Annotated in this window: 12 protein-coding genes and 1 riboswitch; of the genes, 3 read left to right on the top strand and 9 right to left on the bottom strand. The window is 27.1% G+C overall.

Annotation, left to right across the window (positions count from 1 at the left end; translation table 11 throughout):
* Nucleotides 1-8: 8 nt before the first annotated feature.
* The 4 genes from Q0K52_RS04355 to Q0K52_RS04370 form a co-directional block, all read right to left on the bottom strand.
* Nucleotides 9-764, bottom strand: a complete 756-nt coding sequence (locus tag Q0K52_RS04355) for a bifunctional 2-polyprenyl-6-hydroxyphenol methylase/3-demethylubiquinol 3-O-methyltransferase UbiG (RefSeq protein WP_297296854.1) — start codon at nucleotides 762-764, stop codon at nucleotides 9-11.
* Between the two features lie 11 nt (nucleotides 765-775).
* A complete protein-coding gene (locus tag Q0K52_RS04360; protein ID WP_367270960.1) occupies nucleotides 776-2,251 on the bottom strand; it encodes an MBOAT family protein in 1,476 nt (491 codons plus the stop codon).
* Between the two features lie 267 nt (nucleotides 2,252-2,518).
* Entirely contained in the window at nucleotides 2,519-3,967 is a 1,449-nt protein-coding gene (locus Q0K52_RS04365; protein ID WP_297296857.1) for an SGNH/GDSL hydrolase family protein, read from the bottom strand.
* A 14-nt stretch (nucleotides 3,968-3,981) separates the two neighbouring features.
* Nucleotides 3,982-5,457 (bottom strand): MBOAT family protein, encoded by a 1,476-nt coding sequence (locus Q0K52_RS04370; protein WP_297296859.1) that lies wholly within the window; start codon nucleotides 5,455-5,457, stop codon nucleotides 3,982-3,984.
* A gap of 245 nt (nucleotides 5,458-5,702) precedes the next feature.
* Here Q0K52_RS04370 and Q0K52_RS04375 point away from each other — a divergent pair, with 245 nt between their 5' ends.
* The 3 genes from Q0K52_RS04375 to Q0K52_RS04385 all read left to right on the top strand — a co-directional run bounded on the left by Q0K52_RS04375 (nucleotide 5,703) and on the right by Q0K52_RS04385 (nucleotide 10,990).
* Entirely contained in the window at nucleotides 5,703-7,538 is a 1,836-nt protein-coding gene (locus Q0K52_RS04375; protein WP_297296861.1) for a hypothetical protein, read from the top strand.
* 48 nt (nucleotides 7,539-7,586) lie between these two features.
* Nucleotides 7,587-7,707: riboswitch (TPP riboswitch) on the top strand.
* Between the two features lie 172 nt (nucleotides 7,708-7,879).
* Entirely contained in the window at nucleotides 7,880-9,487 is a 1,608-nt protein-coding gene (locus tag Q0K52_RS04380) for a peptide ABC transporter substrate-binding protein (RefSeq protein ID WP_297296863.1), read from the top strand.
* Nucleotides 9,488-10,039: 552 nt separating this feature from the next.
* Nucleotides 10,040-10,990: a flavodoxin family protein gene (locus tag Q0K52_RS04385; RefSeq protein ID WP_297296865.1), complete on the top strand. Its 951-nt coding sequence runs from the start codon at nucleotides 10,040-10,042 to the stop codon at nucleotides 10,988-10,990.
* A 95-nt stretch (nucleotides 10,991-11,085) separates the two neighbouring features.
* On the opposite strand, the gene Q0K52_RS04390 is transcribed toward Q0K52_RS04385, so the two are convergent.
* From Q0K52_RS04390 to Q0K52_RS04410, 5 genes are all read right to left on the bottom strand, one after another.
* Nucleotides 11,086-12,834: an NADH-dependent [FeFe] hydrogenase, group A6 gene (locus Q0K52_RS04390; RefSeq protein WP_297296867.1), complete on the bottom strand. Its 1,749-nt coding sequence runs from the start codon at nucleotides 12,832-12,834 to the stop codon at nucleotides 11,086-11,088.
* Between the two features lie 29 nt (nucleotides 12,835-12,863).
* A complete protein-coding gene (locus Q0K52_RS04395; RefSeq protein WP_297296869.1) occupies nucleotides 12,864-14,246 on the bottom strand; it encodes an NADH-quinone oxidoreductase subunit F in 1,383 nt (460 codons plus the stop codon).
* On the bottom strand, nucleotides 14,206-14,553 hold the full coding sequence (locus tag Q0K52_RS04400; RefSeq protein WP_297296871.1) for a (2Fe-2S) ferredoxin domain-containing protein: 348 nt from the start codon (nucleotides 14,551-14,553) through the stop codon (nucleotides 14,206-14,208). The genes Q0K52_RS04395 and Q0K52_RS04400 overlap by 41 nt, the downstream gene beginning before the upstream one ends.
* A gap of 12 nt (nucleotides 14,554-14,565) precedes the next feature.
* Nucleotides 14,566-15,066 (bottom strand): NAD(P)H-dependent oxidoreductase subunit E, encoded by a 501-nt coding sequence (locus Q0K52_RS04405; RefSeq protein ID WP_297296873.1) that lies wholly within the window; start codon nucleotides 15,064-15,066, stop codon nucleotides 14,566-14,568.
* Nucleotides 15,067-15,258: 192 nt separating this feature from the next.
* The gene (locus Q0K52_RS04410; protein ID WP_297296875.1) at nucleotides 15,259-16,155 is read right to left on the bottom strand and encodes a DUF4261 domain-containing protein; all 897 of its coding nucleotides are present in this window, start codon (nucleotides 16,153-16,155) and stop codon (nucleotides 15,259-15,261) included.
* Nucleotides 16,156-16,251: the final 96 nt, after the last annotated feature.

A 16,251-nucleotide genomic window follows, 5' to 3' on the forward strand; every position in this document is an offset into this window, starting at 1 on the left:
TATAATAATTATAAAAAACTACATTCAAATAAAAACATATCACATTTATCATTAACTGCAATTTCCTTTTCAAAAGAAGAAAATGTTTTAACTTGAGTAAATCCAACTTCTTTTAAATACTGCTCCATTTCACCATATTTATAAAGGTGCGTCTGAAAATCCATAAACTCACTTTGAAGTAATTCTGTATTATTATACATTTCATAAATTGATGGCGAAAACTGAGTTTGAGTTTGTTCTTCATAATAATTTTTTGATTTAAGCACTATTTCAAAATTTTCTCTTGTTTTAACGGATACAGCAATATTATAATCATTATCATCTATACATCTATTTTTTATTGTATCAACTGCAAAAACAAATTTACCAGTCTTTAAAAGCCAGTTCTTTATTCTTATTAGAATTTGTTTGCAAATATCAATATCTGTAAACAATGATACTGAACCTGAACTGATAAATATATAATCAAATTTTTCTTTCGGATCATATTTCATAATATCAGTATGAACTGTTTTTGCATCAGGAAATTTTAATTTTAGTTTTTGCAGCATTTCATTAGACATATCTATTCCTGTTATGTCAAACCCTCTTTCTATAAATGGAATAAGAAATCTTCCGCTTCCGCATAAAGGTTCTAAAATCTTTTTACCTTTTTCAGCATAAGATAGATAAAAGTTTAATTCATCTTCAGGTGCTCTTTCATGCAGTATCTCATACATTTCAGTACAAAGACTGCCATAATAATTTTTTCTAACTTCACTCATTTTTATAACTCCTAAAATTGGAAATATATAAACTGCTTAGGATCAAAACCTGCACCATATTTTCCATATATTATAATGAAGAATAACAAGAAAAATATTACTGCCCATCTGAAATACAAACACTGATCTTTTAAAAACTCATAAATAGTTTGTTTCTTTATATACTTTATTAAATCAACTAAAAACAGCACTATCAAAGATATTATAAGTATATTCATTTCAAAACGGTCTAATCCTAGTTTGTATAATGAACCGTCAAATATACGCCATAAATCTACTTTAGTAAACATTCTCTGTATATAGTAAAAAGCATCATGTATAGTTTCTGCTCTGAAAAATATCCAAGCCAAATCTACTATTATAAAAGTGCAAATTACTTCCAAAAATTTAAAGCTGAAACTTTGTACTTTTACACCTAATTTATTTAAAATATTATTTTTGAATTTTAAAGTAAGATCTTCTATTATATGGCATATTCCATGTATGGCTCCCCAAGCTATAAAAGTAAAATTAGCTCCATGCCATAATCCGCTTACTAAAAAAGTCACTAATATATTAAAACTCTTTCTAAACTTTGAACATCTGTTTCCGCCCAAAGGTATATAAAGATAATCTCTAAACCAAGTAGATAAAGATATATGCCATCTTCCCCAAAATTCTTTTATGCTTCTTGCAAAATATGGAGTATTAAAGTTTTCCATTAAATCTATACCCATAACTTTGGCCGTTCCTATTGCTATAAGTGAATAGCTAGCAAAATCACAATATATCTGAACTGCAAAAAGCATTGCTGATAATACTAATTCGCTTGTATTATAAATATAATATCTATTAAATACAGTATCTACTAATATAGAAGCCCTATCCGCTATTACCATTTTTTGAAAATAACCGAAAAGCATTAAAATAAGACCTTCAGTTATTCTTTGATAATCGAATCTTTTTATTTTATCCATATTCTGTATTTGACCAAGTAAATGTTTTGAACGCTCTATAGGTCCAGCCACTAATTGAGGAAAGAATGAAACAAACAAGGCATATTTAATGATATTCTTTTCTGACTTTATTTCACCTCTGTAAACATCTATAGTATAGCTTAATGCTTGGAATGTATAAAATGATATTCCTACAGGCAGCACTATATCAAAAGGCTTTTCTATCAATTGTATATTGAATGCTGATAAAAGCATATTTATATTTAATAGAAGAAAATCGAAATATTTAAAAAATATCAGTATTGCAATATTTATTATAAAACTAAATGCCACTACTATTCTTTTATATTTTAATTTTTCTATTAATACACCGCTTAAAAAAGTTACAACGGTAGAAGTTGCCATTAATAGGGCATATTTAGGATTCCAAAACATATAAAAGATATAACTTGCTATGAAAAGACAAATATATCTTAGTTTCTTTGGAAATATCCAATATAAAATAAGTGTTATAGGAAAAAATATTAAAAAATCCGTAGAATTAAACAACATTTACATAACTCATAATAATACTAAAATATAAATTTATAACTTATGAAACTATTAATTGTAATATGAATTACAAAAAAAGTACAATTAAATTATAAAATACTTGATAAAAAAATAATAATATTATATCATTTTTTCAACTTGGGGAGCTTGAAAAGGCTGAGAGGAAATTTATTTAACTTTATATTAAAACTTCAACTATTAATAAGTCTAAATAATATAAATTCCATATTTTAGATAACATTTAATTATATAATAAAAAAATAATTATTATCTCTTAATTGTAGGATTTATAGAATTTCCTTTATATTCCAAATATATATTATCAACTATAACCTCAGTAAATTTATCATAAATAACCATATTAATTCCATTTTTTGTCTTAATATAATTTGTTCTATTTATAGATAATTTTTGTCCGCTATCAGCAACCAAATCAGTATAGCTTCCTATTTCATCATAAAATAAATATCGATTTGATCCAGATGAAGAATATATAAGTTTATTATTATCCACAACATAAGAAGCATTTTTTAAATATATATTGTTAATATTAAAATTTGTAGATATATTTTTGATAATAGCATCATTTTTTTTATAATTACCAAGCATAGTAATACCTATAACATAATCCTCAGCATTTTTTACTTTTTCTATATATTCATTCAAGTTTTTAGACTGTTTCAGTTCTATATTATATATGCCTTTATATTCATATTTAGCATTCATCTCCCAAGAATAATATTTAGGATCACCTCTTCTGTCAGGCAAATCATAATTTTCTTTTAAATATTTCCCTAAATATCTAGTAAACTTTTCTGCACCTTTATAATTTAAATGTCCCCATTTATCAGAAAAATCTGTATTAAAATCTAAATTATATTTACCATAATTAAAATTAAAATTAATAAAATGAATACCATATTCATTGGCTATTTTCATAATGGCATTATATTGCTCTTGAATGTAATTTGTATCATTAAATTTAAATAACTTTTGCTCGTATGTATATACATTATATGGTGATTTTATAATCAATATTGGTATTTGATTTTTCTGTGCTAATTCAATTATAATTCTATAATATTTCTCACTTTTCCAATATAAATTACCAATATTAGTAGTATGATATTCAATTGGAATATTATTAATGTTAGAACGAATATAAAAAATATTTCCTTTAAAATATTTATAACTATCTTTTTTAATAAAATCATTAAAAGTTAAATCCGAATATCTGTTATGATATTGATAAAAAGGATTGATAAAACTAACCCATTCTTTTTTTGTACGGCTAGTTTTTATATTTTCTATAAAAGTTTTAGAAAAATTTAACCCATAAAATGTTCGATGAATAAATGAATTATAGTATTCTTTATTTAAAAGAATCATAAGCGATTCTAATATAATTAATTTAGGTTTTTGTGTTTTTAACGCCTCTTTTAAATAAAAATAAGTATTCCATATAGGCTGTGCTGGTGAACACATATCATATGATGATATTCCATATAAACTATATAAATAAAATGGATATATATTGGCATATGCATGACTACTTCCTAATATCAATACATCTATAGAATTATTTTCTAATTTATAAAACGAATCTAATTGCTTAATACCATCATCATATTTAAATCTTAATACTCTGCTTACAGAGTAAAGTAATATACAAAATATTAATATAAAAGAAATAATCTTTATAGCTTTTATTTTCATAAATAACTCACATATTAAAATTGGAAATATATAAACTGTTTAGGATCAAATCCTGCTCCGTACTTACCATAAACAATTATGTAAAAAATCAAAAATAACATTACAAACCATCTGAAATATAAATTCTGTTTACTTAAAAATTCAAATATATTCTCTTTTCTTATATACTTTATTAAATCTACTGACATCAATATAAACAATGCTATGATAAGTAAGTTCATCTCAAATCTATTCAAGCCCAAAGTATATAAAGTACCGTCAAATAATGTCCATAAATCTATTCTTGTAAATATTCTTTGTATGTAGAAAATAGCATCATGTATAGTTTCTGCTCTAAAAAATATCCAAGCTAAATCTACTATTATAAAAGTAATTATGATTTCTAATATTATGAAACTAAATACATTTGTTTTGATATTGAACTTATTGAAATATTTTTCCTTAATAGGCTTCAATTGTTCTTCTATTATGTGGAATATTCCATGTATAGCCCCCCAAGCTATAAAAGTAAAATTAGCTCCATGCCATAATCCGCTTACTAAAAAGGTTACTAATATATTAAAGCTCTTTCTAAACTTTGAACATCTATTTCCACCCAAAGGTATATAAAGATAATCTCTGAACCAAGTAGATAATGATATATGCCATCTGCCCCAAAACTCTTTTATTCCTCTAGCAAAATAAGGAGTATTAAAGTTTTCCATCAAATTAATACCCATAACTTTAGCTGTTCCTATTGCTATGAGTGAATAGCTTCCAAAATCACAATATATCTGTATAGCAAAAAATACTGCCGCCAAAATTAAAGCCATACTGTTGTATTCATAATAGGCATTAAAAACTGTATCAACTAATATTGCTGCTCTGTCTGCTATTACCATCTTTTGAAAATAACCAAAAAGCATTAATAATAAACCTTCCGTTATTCTATCATAATCAAATCTTTTTATTTTATCTAAATTGTCCACCTGAATAAGCAAGTTTCTAGAACGTTCTATTGGACCAGCTACAAGCTGCGGAAAGAATGATACAAACAAGGCATACTTAATTATATTTTTCTCTGACTTTATCTCACCCCTATAAACATCTATAGTATAACTTAATGCCTGAAAAGTATAAAATGATATTCCAACAGGTAAAATAATATCAAAAGGCTTTTCTATTAATTTAATATTAAATATAGACAAAACTATATTAATATTCTGAAGAAGAAAATCAAAATATTTGAAAAATATTAATATGGCTAAATTTATAATAAAACTAAAAGCTACTACTGTTCTTTTATATTTTAATTTCTCTATTAATACTCCGCTTAAAAATGTTATAACTGTAGAAGTTCCCATTAACAAAGCGTACTTAGGGTTCCAAAACATATAAAATGTGTAGCTGGCTATGAATAAACAAATATATCTATACTTTTTAGGAAATATCCAGTATAAAATAAGTGTTATAGGAAAAAATATCATGAATTCTGTGGAATTAAATAACATTATTTAACTCCAAGAAAAAAATGCAAAAGTATTCTATTCTATTTGGTTTGGTTTGGTTTGGTTTGGTTTGGTTTGGTTTGGTTTGGTTTGGTTTGTACTTATTCATAGGAATGCATTATATAATATAACAAAGAAAAATCAATAACTAAAATAAAAAATATATAAAATAATTAAAATCACTTGATTTTTTTTATATATCTTGTAAAGTTCAAATTGAATTAACTAAAAACTTTCAAGGACTTTTTATGAAAAACAAATTAAATAGGATTCTATTAATTATAAGTTTTAGTGCAATAATATTAACACTATTATTAGCTATATTAGGCTCAGTTAATAGAATAGGTTATCTATCAGAATTCAAATTAAATAAAGATTTATCTAAAAAAAATGCTTATTATTATGATTTCAGATTAAAATATTATAGCAAAATATTTAGAAATAGTGATATATATGATGTTGTTTTTAATGTTCCTCAATTTGTTTACGTAGGTAAGAACCTTATAGAATTCAAAAATATAACATTTGATAAAAAAGGCAGCAGCCCTTTTGGTAATTTTATATCAACAAGAGAACTTCAATATGATGATAAAATACAAGGTATTAATTATAAATTAAAATTGAAACCTTATCTAATAATTATAGGATTACTAGCATTTATATATATTTTATTTAACCACAAATTAATTTTTAAAATTTCTAAAGATAAAAAAGAATTAATACTTAAAATATCAAAAATATCTTCTATTTCAATTTTAGCTGTATTAGTATTATTATTTATACTTGGAAAGTTAAATCATAAAGCCAGTTTAGAAGATTTGGAGCTTATTGCTGAAAGTGAAGCTGGATATGTTTATAGGGCAAGAGTAGCAAGTAAAGGCTTATTTTCTGATAATTCTATATACAAATATAATAATATACTAAAATTTGAAAATAAACCTGATTATATAAAGAATTATGGTTATAATCTCAATTTAAAATTAGGAAATCATAAAAGTAAAAACGGATTAATTTATAATAATCCTGATAAAACTATTACGATTTCAAACTATAACAATTATTATAGTATATTAGGATATGATATAGAGCCTTCTGTTGGAGAAAAGTATGTTTTTACATTAGAAGCTAAAAAAATAGGTGATATATCAGGAAATATAAGATATCAATTGGATGATATAAATCATGATATTGTCGTACCAAATACAGATAAAATGACTGATGAATACAAAGAATATATTAGTACTTTAAATATTAAAGATGCTAAAAAATCTGTAAAACCAGTAATGAGAGTTTTTTATCCTTTAGGAACTATTAATGTAAAATATTTAAATATAAAACAGGTGTCAGATAATTTATATCTTAAATCAGGAAATAGTATAATATTTACTTCTTCTAAAAAAATTGATGATACTAATATTATTAAAATTCAATATACACTAAAAATAAAAAATATAATATATATTTATACTTTAATAATTGCAGTATTTTTATACTTTTTATATAATTTATTATACTTTATTGATCAAATAATAAATTCATTAAAAATATATATTAATTTTATAACAATAAACAAAAAAACTGCCATACCTATATTAATAATATCATCTGTATTTATAATATCATTACTTTCTTTAACAATTTTAGGCTCAATAAAAAGAACAGGATATTTAAATGAAATAAAATTAATAAAAAACAATACTTATTCATTTAGAATAAATTATTATGATAAAGTTTTTAGAAATAGTGATATTTATAATGTATATTTAGATATAGAAAAAACTATTAAAGATAATAATTTCATTAAACAAATAAAAATGGAAAAAGATGGAAGTCCTTTTGGTACATTAATAACTACAAAAGCAATAGATACAAATAAGAAAATTGATAACATACAATATACGCTAAAAATAAAAGATATAATATATTTATACGCATTTATAATATATTTATTTTCTATATTTTTATTTTATGGAATTTCAATTTTAAAAGAAAATAAATTAGTTTTAATTTCTGCATCATTATTAATAATTATACAAATATTTATATATTTATCACTTTATAATTATTTTAGGGTAATTTCATAAAATATTAGGTATAAAATACTTGATAAAAAAATAATAATATTATATCATTTTTTCAACTTGGGGAGCTTGAAAAGGCTGAGAGGAAATTTATATAATTTTTCATTATTAAATTTCGACCCTTATAACCTGTTTGGGTAATGCCAGCGTAGGGAATTATCTCTTTTATTTTTTATTAGATTTTCTTAATATTAATAAAATGAGACCTTTTCTAAAGTTGGTCTTGTTTTATTAAATTATCTTATCTAAAGTAAATAAACAAGACTTAAATACAATTCAATAAAACAAGACAAACGGCGTTATAAAAATCTCGCTTTTATATTTAATAATTTAAGGAGCTTTTTATGACTTCAAAACTAAAATTTATTATTCTATTATTTTTGTTTATATTAGGTATATCTTGTAAAAAACAAATCAAAAATATCAAAGATGAAATCACTGTGAATTTAGGATATGAACTTAATACTATAGACCCAGCTTTAAATGATGAAACTTATGGATTTATTTATATCAATCATGCTTTTGAAGGACTTCTTGATAAAGATATAAACGGAAACATTGTAGGAGGTGTTGCCGACAAATGGGAAATAAGCGATGACAGCCTTACATATACATTTCATTTAAGAGATAACGCCAAATGGAGCGATGGAAAAAAAGTTACAGCAGATGATTTTGTCTATTCTTATAGAAGAGCAGTTGATCCAAAAACAGCTTCACCTATAAGTTATTTGATGGAATATATAAAAAATGCAAAAGATATAGTAAGAGGAAAACAGCCAATAGAAAATCTTGGAGTTAAAGCTATAGATGAAAATACTCTTACAATAGAACTTGAAGCACCTACCCTATACTTTACTGATATACTAGCTTCCGGAGGAGTTTATATGCCGGTAAGAAAAGATATAATAGAAAAATACGGAGATGATTGGACTTGGAAGCCTGAAACTTATATAGGAAACGGTGCATACAAAATGATAGAAAGAAAGCCCGATGAATTATTATCTTTTGAAATAAATACTAATTATTGGAATTATACTAATCAAGTAGCTAAAAAAATTAATTTTGTTTTGATAGCTGATGAATATATTTCACTTAATGCCGTAAGAACAGGAGATGTTGATTTTTCTATAAATGCCCCTCCTATTGGTGAGATAGAAAATTTGATAAAAGATAATTTAATGGCTGTAAGCGATATTATAGGAGTTTACTATTTAGATTTAAATAATAAAGATAAAACATTATCAGATAAAAGAGTAAGAAAAGCATTATCTCTTGCAATAGACAGAAATTACATAGTATCAAATATAGGATATGGTAAATTAATACCGGCAGAAGCATTTGTTCCTCCTGTAGTAAAAGGACTTGAAAAATCTTTCAGAGAAGAAAGCAGTAATTATATAATAGCAAACAATTATAGTAACAATGTAGAAGAAGCAAAAAAATTATTGGCTGAAGCAGGATATCCTAATGGCGAAAATTTCCCAATATTAGAAGTAAAAGTTTCATCTGGTTTTTATACTACAGTATTAGAAGCAATTCAGCAAATGTGGAAAAATACACTTAATATTGATGTAATGGTTAGAACAGAAGAATCAAAAATTACTTTGCCTTTCAGAGAATCAGGAAATTATCAAATGGCTAGAACAAGCTGGACTGGTGATTATAATGATCCTCTTACAATGCTTCAAATTATGACTAGCTACAGCGATATAAATTACGGAGGATTTTCTAATGCTAGATATGATTCTTTAATAGAGTTTGCTACAACTGCAACAAATGCACAAAAAAGAATGGAGGCTTTGAAAGAAGCTGAATCAATACTTTTTGATGAAGTTCCTATTATACCATTTATATATAGAACTGATTTCTTGATAGTAAATCCTAAATTAAAAAATTATATTGATGAGCCTTTGGGAAGATACAAATTTAATTATGCATACTTAGAAGAATGATATATACTGAAAATTTTTAAGTTTGTCATTTTTTTATTCAACTTTTTCCCGCCGCAAAAAGTTGCAAAAAGTGCAAGGTATAAAATTAGTACTAAATCATACTAAAATTGTTTTACATGTAATATAAACTATTAATTTAAGCTAAAATATAGCCCTTTTGCTTCTTTGGGGCACCAAAAGAAGTGGGGTGCGGGGCAAAGCCTTGCAGATATTTAAAATTTAAAAAAATTATTTTTGACAAAATATAATTGTTTAGGTATATTATAAAAATTATAAAACAAAAAATAAATAATATAAAATTATTTCATATAAAAAATTCATATTCTTATATCATCAAAGTGAATACTTGATAATACCGATATCAAGTATTCACTTTTTTATATTGACATTTTTTTAATATATTGTATGCTATATAATCTAAAATAAGGTAGGACTTATATATTTTTTAGTATAAGATTTCCGATAAACTTCGATAATATCATTTACAAAAAATAAATACGAAGGCTGGCAGCCTGTCCAGTAATTTTTTTATAAAAAGGAGAATCATATTTTATGAAAGTTATGGGTATAGTAGCTGGCAGACATAATGGAAACAGCGAAATATTAGTAAAACAAGCTTTAACAGCAGTTAAAGATGCAGGAGCAGAGGCAATACTTATTAATCTATTTGATTATAATATAAAACCTTGTTCCGGTTGTGAATCTTGTACTATAGCTATGGGAAAAATATTCAAAGAAGGCGGAGAATATAAGGGCTGTATTTACAAAGAAAAAGATGATATGGACAAAATAGTAAATGTTATGAATGAATGTCATGGAATAATAGTGGGCTGCCCTACTTACGACTTACTTCCTTCATCTTTGTATTTGTCATTTGCTCAAAGATTTTTAGCCTATGAATTGTCATTCAGACTTCAAATAGGACAAGTAAAAGAAGATCCTCATACAGTTGCAGGACTTATTGGAGTTGGAGGATCAAAACATGATTGGCAGACAATGAGTTTAGAAGGTTTAGCTGCTACAATGTTTACTCAATCTATGACTGTTGTAGATATGTATTTAGCTGAAAGTGTGGGAAGACCTGGCAATGTTTTGCTTCATAAAGATTATTTAGACAGAGCATATCAAATGGGTAAAAATATTATTGAAGCAATAAATACACCAGTTGAAGAAAGAAAATGGCTCGGAGATCCTAATTTAGGTTTATGTCCTAGATGTCATTCTTCACTAATATATCCAGGCGAAGAACATTGGGACGGAGTAAAATTTAATTTTGAATGTGCAGTTTGCGGTGCAGGCGGTGATTTGGTAAAAGGTGAAGATGGAAAATATAAATTCGTACTTGCAGAAAACGGACTTATAAGAGACAGAAATATTAATGAAGCCAGAGCAGTACATTTACAAGAAATAATTCATACAAGAGATAATTTCATGTCAAGAAAACATGAAATAGAAGATGAATATAAAAAATTTAGAGAGATGAAATTCGAAACTATAAAATAGCCGTTAATAAAACTTTTTATAAATAAAAAACAGCACTATGATAATGTATTTCTATTATCATAGTGCTTTTTTATAACTTATATTAGGTTTACAAATTATTTTGTATATTTATCATTAGCCTCATAATTAGTATGTAAGAAGTGATGAGATCTTTCACCAAGAGGTTTTCCTAAAAACTCATCATAAAGTTTTTTCACATTTTCATTTTCATGAGAGCATCTATGTTTTGTAACTTTTTTATCCTCATCATATAAGCCTTTAGCTCTTTCTGTTCTAACTTCATTAGTAGGACCATAAGGCTGACCGCCGCCGCCAACACAACCGCCAGGACAAGCCATAACTTCTACAAAATGATAAGGAGGATTTTCACCTTTTTCTTTAGCAGCCCTAATTTCCTGCATTACAGGATCAACATTATGAAGTCCATTAACAACAGCTATTTTTACTTCTTTATCCAATACTTTCACAGTAGCTCTTTTTACTCCTTCCAAGCCTCTAACTTCTTCAAAATCAACATTTTCAAGATTAGTTCCGGCTATAATATTGTAAGCAGTTCTTAAAGCAGCTTCCATAACTCCGCCGGTAGCACCGAATATAGTGCCAGCTCCAGTATATTCTCCTAATATGCTGTCAGCTTCTTCGGGTTCTATTCCTGCCAAATCTATACCATAGTGTTTAATCATTCTTGCAAACTCTCTAGTAGTAAGAACAACATCAACATCTTTATATCCGCTTGAATACATAGATTCATTTTTTCTAATCTCATTCTTTTTAGCAGTACAAGGCATAATGGATACATTGAATATGCTGAAAGGATCCACATGAGCTTTATCTGAATAATATGTTTTAGTCATAGGCGCCAACATCATATGAGGTGATTTAGCTGTTGAAATATTATCAAGTAAATCAGGATAATATTCTTCTGCATATTTTACCCAAGCAGGACAGCAAGATGTAGTCATACAAGCAGTGCCGTTGCTTTCTGTAAATCTTTTAACAAATTCATTAGCTTCTTCCATAATAGTCAAATCAGCACCGAAATTAGTATCAAATATTGCATTAAATCCAATCAAACGCATAGCAGCATAAATTTTTCCTGTAATATTGTCACCTGGCTTTAATCCGAAATATTCGCCTAAAGCAACTCTTACTGCAGGAGCCATTTGAACTGTAACATAAGTATCAGCATCGTCTATAGCATCTTCAACTTCTTTAGTTTGGTCTTTTTCATATATGGCAGCAACTGGGCAGTGAGCAGCACATTGTCCGCAGTCTACACAAGGAGAATCTTTTAATGATACTGCACTAGGAGCAAAATAAGTTTCAAATCCTCTATTTACAAATCCTAAAGCATGTACATTTTGCATTTGCTGACAAACAACAACACATCTTCCGCATTTAATACATTTTTCAGGATTAAGTACTATACTTCCTGCAGATTCATCTCTAGGGTGATTTTGTTTTATATTATCATATTTAGAATTTCTAACACCAAAGTCAGCAGCAGCAGTTTGAAGTTCACATTCTCCGTTTCTTATACAGTTCAAACAATCATTAGGATGTGCTGATAATACTAATTCCAATACCCCTTTTCTTACTGTATTAATTTCAGCATCATGAGTTATGATATCCATTCCTTCTTCTACAATCATAGAACATGATCTGACATATTTATTTCCTTGATTAGCCAATTTTACAACACATATTCCGCATGCAGATGTTGGAGGAATATCAGGGTGATAGCATAATGAAGGAATTTTGATGCCTAACTTTTTAGCCGCTTTTAATATAGTAAGACCTTCTTCAACCTCTATTTCTTTTCCGTTAATTTTTATTTTAACCATAATTTATACACTCCTTAAATTTACTCTCATTAATTCTTTTTAGGAACAGGCGGAGTAAATATACCAGCTCTGTATTCTTCTTCAAAATGCTTAAGTGTAGACATTACAGGATTTGCTGCAGTTGAACCTAAAGCACATAATGAAGCTTTTTTCATTGTTAAAGCAATATCTTTTAATTTTTGTATATCTTCTTCTTTAGCTCTTTTCTTAGTGAACTTTTCTAATATTTTTAACATCTGCATACCGCCGACTCTGCAAGGAACACATTTACCGCAGCTTTCATCAACACAGAAACCAAGATAGAATTTAGCAAAATCAACCATATTATTATCTTCATCAATAACTATCATACCGCCGGAACCCATCATAGAACCTAATTTAACTAAATTATCAAAGTCTATATGTGTGCCGAATAATGATTCAGGTATTATACCTCCGGAAGGTCCTCCAGTTTGAACACCTTTTACAAATTTATCATTAGGTATACCGCCTCCTATATCGAATACTATCTCTCTTATGGTTGTTCCCATAGGTACCTCAACAAGTCCTGAAACATTAATATTTCCAGTTAAAGCGAATACCTTAGTACCCTTTGAATTTTCTGTACCAATAGATGCAAACCATTCAGCACCATTATTGATAATAGCTGTAATATTAGCGAAAGTTTCTACGTTGTTTATAACTGTAGGATGTTCAAATAAACCTTTTATAGCAGGGAAAGGAGGTCTTGGTCTTGGTGTACCTCTGTTTCCTTCTATAGAAGCTAAAAGTGCAGTTTCTTCACCGCATACAAAAGCACCGGCACCAAGTCTTATATCCAAATCAAATGAGAAATCGCTTCCTAATATTTTTTCACCTAATAATCCATATTCATAAGCCTGTTTCAAAGCTATTTTTACTCTTTCAACTGCAAGTCCGTATTCTGCTCTTATATACAAATAACCTTTGCTTGCTCCTATTGTATAACCTGCAATAGTCATAGCCTCTATTACAGAATGAGGATCTCCTTCAAGTATACTTCTGTCCATATAAGCACCAGGATCGCCTTCATCAGCATTGCATACTATATATTTTTGTTCAGATTGTACGTCTTTTGTAAAACTCCATTTTTTCCAAGTAGGGAATCCTGCTCCTCCGCGTCCTCTAAGTCCTGAAATCTTCATTTCTTTAATAACATCATCTGGAGTCATTTCAAATAATACTTTAGATAAAGCCTTATAACCATCATTACCTATATATTCATCAATATTTTCCGGGTCTATCATACCGCAGTTTTTTAATACAATTCTTCTTTGTTTTTGATAAAAATTAATTTCTTTTGAAAAATCCCTATGTTCTCTCTGCTCTTTATAAAGTATTCTTAATAACAACTCATCTTTCATAACATGTTTTTCTATTATATCTATACTCATGTTCAGGCTGAACATGAGTATAGAAAACTCTTCCAGGCATAATTTTTACAACTGGACCCTGACTGCAAAAACCAAAACAGCCTGTTTTTACAACAAGTACTTGATCTGAAATACCATTTTTCTCAGCATACTCTCTTAAAAGTCTTACTATTTCATCACTTTTATTTGATTCACATGCAGTACCGCCGCATACAAGTATATGATATTTGTATGATGAATCTTTATTAATACCTTTTCTTAAACCTATTTCTTTAGCTTTATTAAGCCTATGTTCTTCTAATTTTTGTCTATCCAATTTTTCAACCATTTTTTGACTCCATTACTCTTTTTTATCTTCACTATTATTGATGAACTTAGCGATATCATCAACAACAACCCTTCCGGAAACTTCTCCATTAAATGTAATAACTGGAGCTAAGCCGCAGCAGCCTATACATCTTACTTCTTCAAGTTTGTATTTCCTGTCAGCAGAATATTTTTGATCTCCTTTAAGGTTAAGTTTTCTTTTTACTTCTTCTACTAATTGTCCGCCGCCCTTCAAATAGCAAGCAGTACCCATACAAACAGATATATTATTTTCTGCTGGCGGCTCCATTGTAAAATAATTATAAAATGTGAGAATTTCGTATATCCTTGCAAGCGGGATATTAATTTTTTCGGATACATATTTAGCGACATTTCTAGGTACATAGCCATAATGCTTTTGAATTCCATGGAAAATCATTATAAGATTTCCTTCAGCATCTTTCCAATTATCAACCAATTCTTTTATTTCATCAGCTATTTCTTCTTCTGTTAATAAAGAAACATCTTCACTCATTATTTACCTCCATTCTTATATTTATACGATATAAATTTTTATGTAAACTGTATGGTTTTAGTATAGGAAAAAATGATTCCAAATTCAATAAATTTATAATTTTTATATTAAGAAATATAATTATTTTAGAATTTTTATTAATGAAATAATGTTCATTTTTGGTAAATAAACTGTATGATTATTTTTGATAAATTAGTTTGTTTTGTTTTCTTCTCTTTTACCAGAAGCGTATTCTAATGTATTAATATCTAAAATTTCTCTATGAGGTTTAAGTAAAGATTTCTCATATTGACATTTCCATTGAACATTTTCAAATATGCTTTGTATAGTATCGCCGCTTTTTATTATGTCGCCTTTATCAAATATATAGGCAGCAATATTTAACGCATGCGATATAATTTCATTAACATTTAAATCATGGAAATGGTATTGTATATCCGGCAAACCTATGGCATACATTCCTAAAGTGTCAACTATAATATCTTTTGAATCTTGTACATTGAAAAGTCTTATATTAACACCTGAAAGTAAAAATCTAAAATCTTTAGGATAATTATTATTTAATATTTGTTCAGGAAGTAAAAGTTTTCCGCTTTGTTCATTATAAACTGCTACGCAATTATTAAAAAGCTGCAATGAAATATAAAGCCAATTATTAAGCAATGTTGTTCTTTTTTTATAATCAAGTCCTGCTGCCATAAAATCACTAAGCATTATTTCATAATTGCAATTTTTTATCAATTCTTTTGGCTCTTTTATATCCCACATTTGACTGTAATAATAATCACTTATAGAAGTATAATCAAATTCCATTGCATCAGGCATAAGTATTTGAGCCGGAACTTCTTTTTCATCTTGATACTTTACTTTTAATTCATTAATGGCAATACTGTAAATCCCATTATCAGATGATACAACATCAATATCATCATAAAATTTTCTAATCTTTTGTTTTACTAATTCTATATTAGGTAAAGTGGGTTTTTCTTCAAATAATAGTTTATAAAAATATACATGAGAAAAATTAGCCTCATCATGATTCGTGCTTTTATGATTAGGATTTGGATTAACTTCTTTTTTATCTTTCATAATTCTTACTCCTATAATATAGAATATACCTAAACAAATATCTTTTGTCAATTTTCAAACAGATGAAAGTTCTCTGCTAATGCTATTGATAATTCA

Source organism: uncultured Brachyspira sp., assembly GCF_944390845.1.
Lineage (GTDB): Bacteria > Spirochaetota > Brachyspiria > Brachyspirales > Brachyspiraceae > Brachyspira > Brachyspira pulli.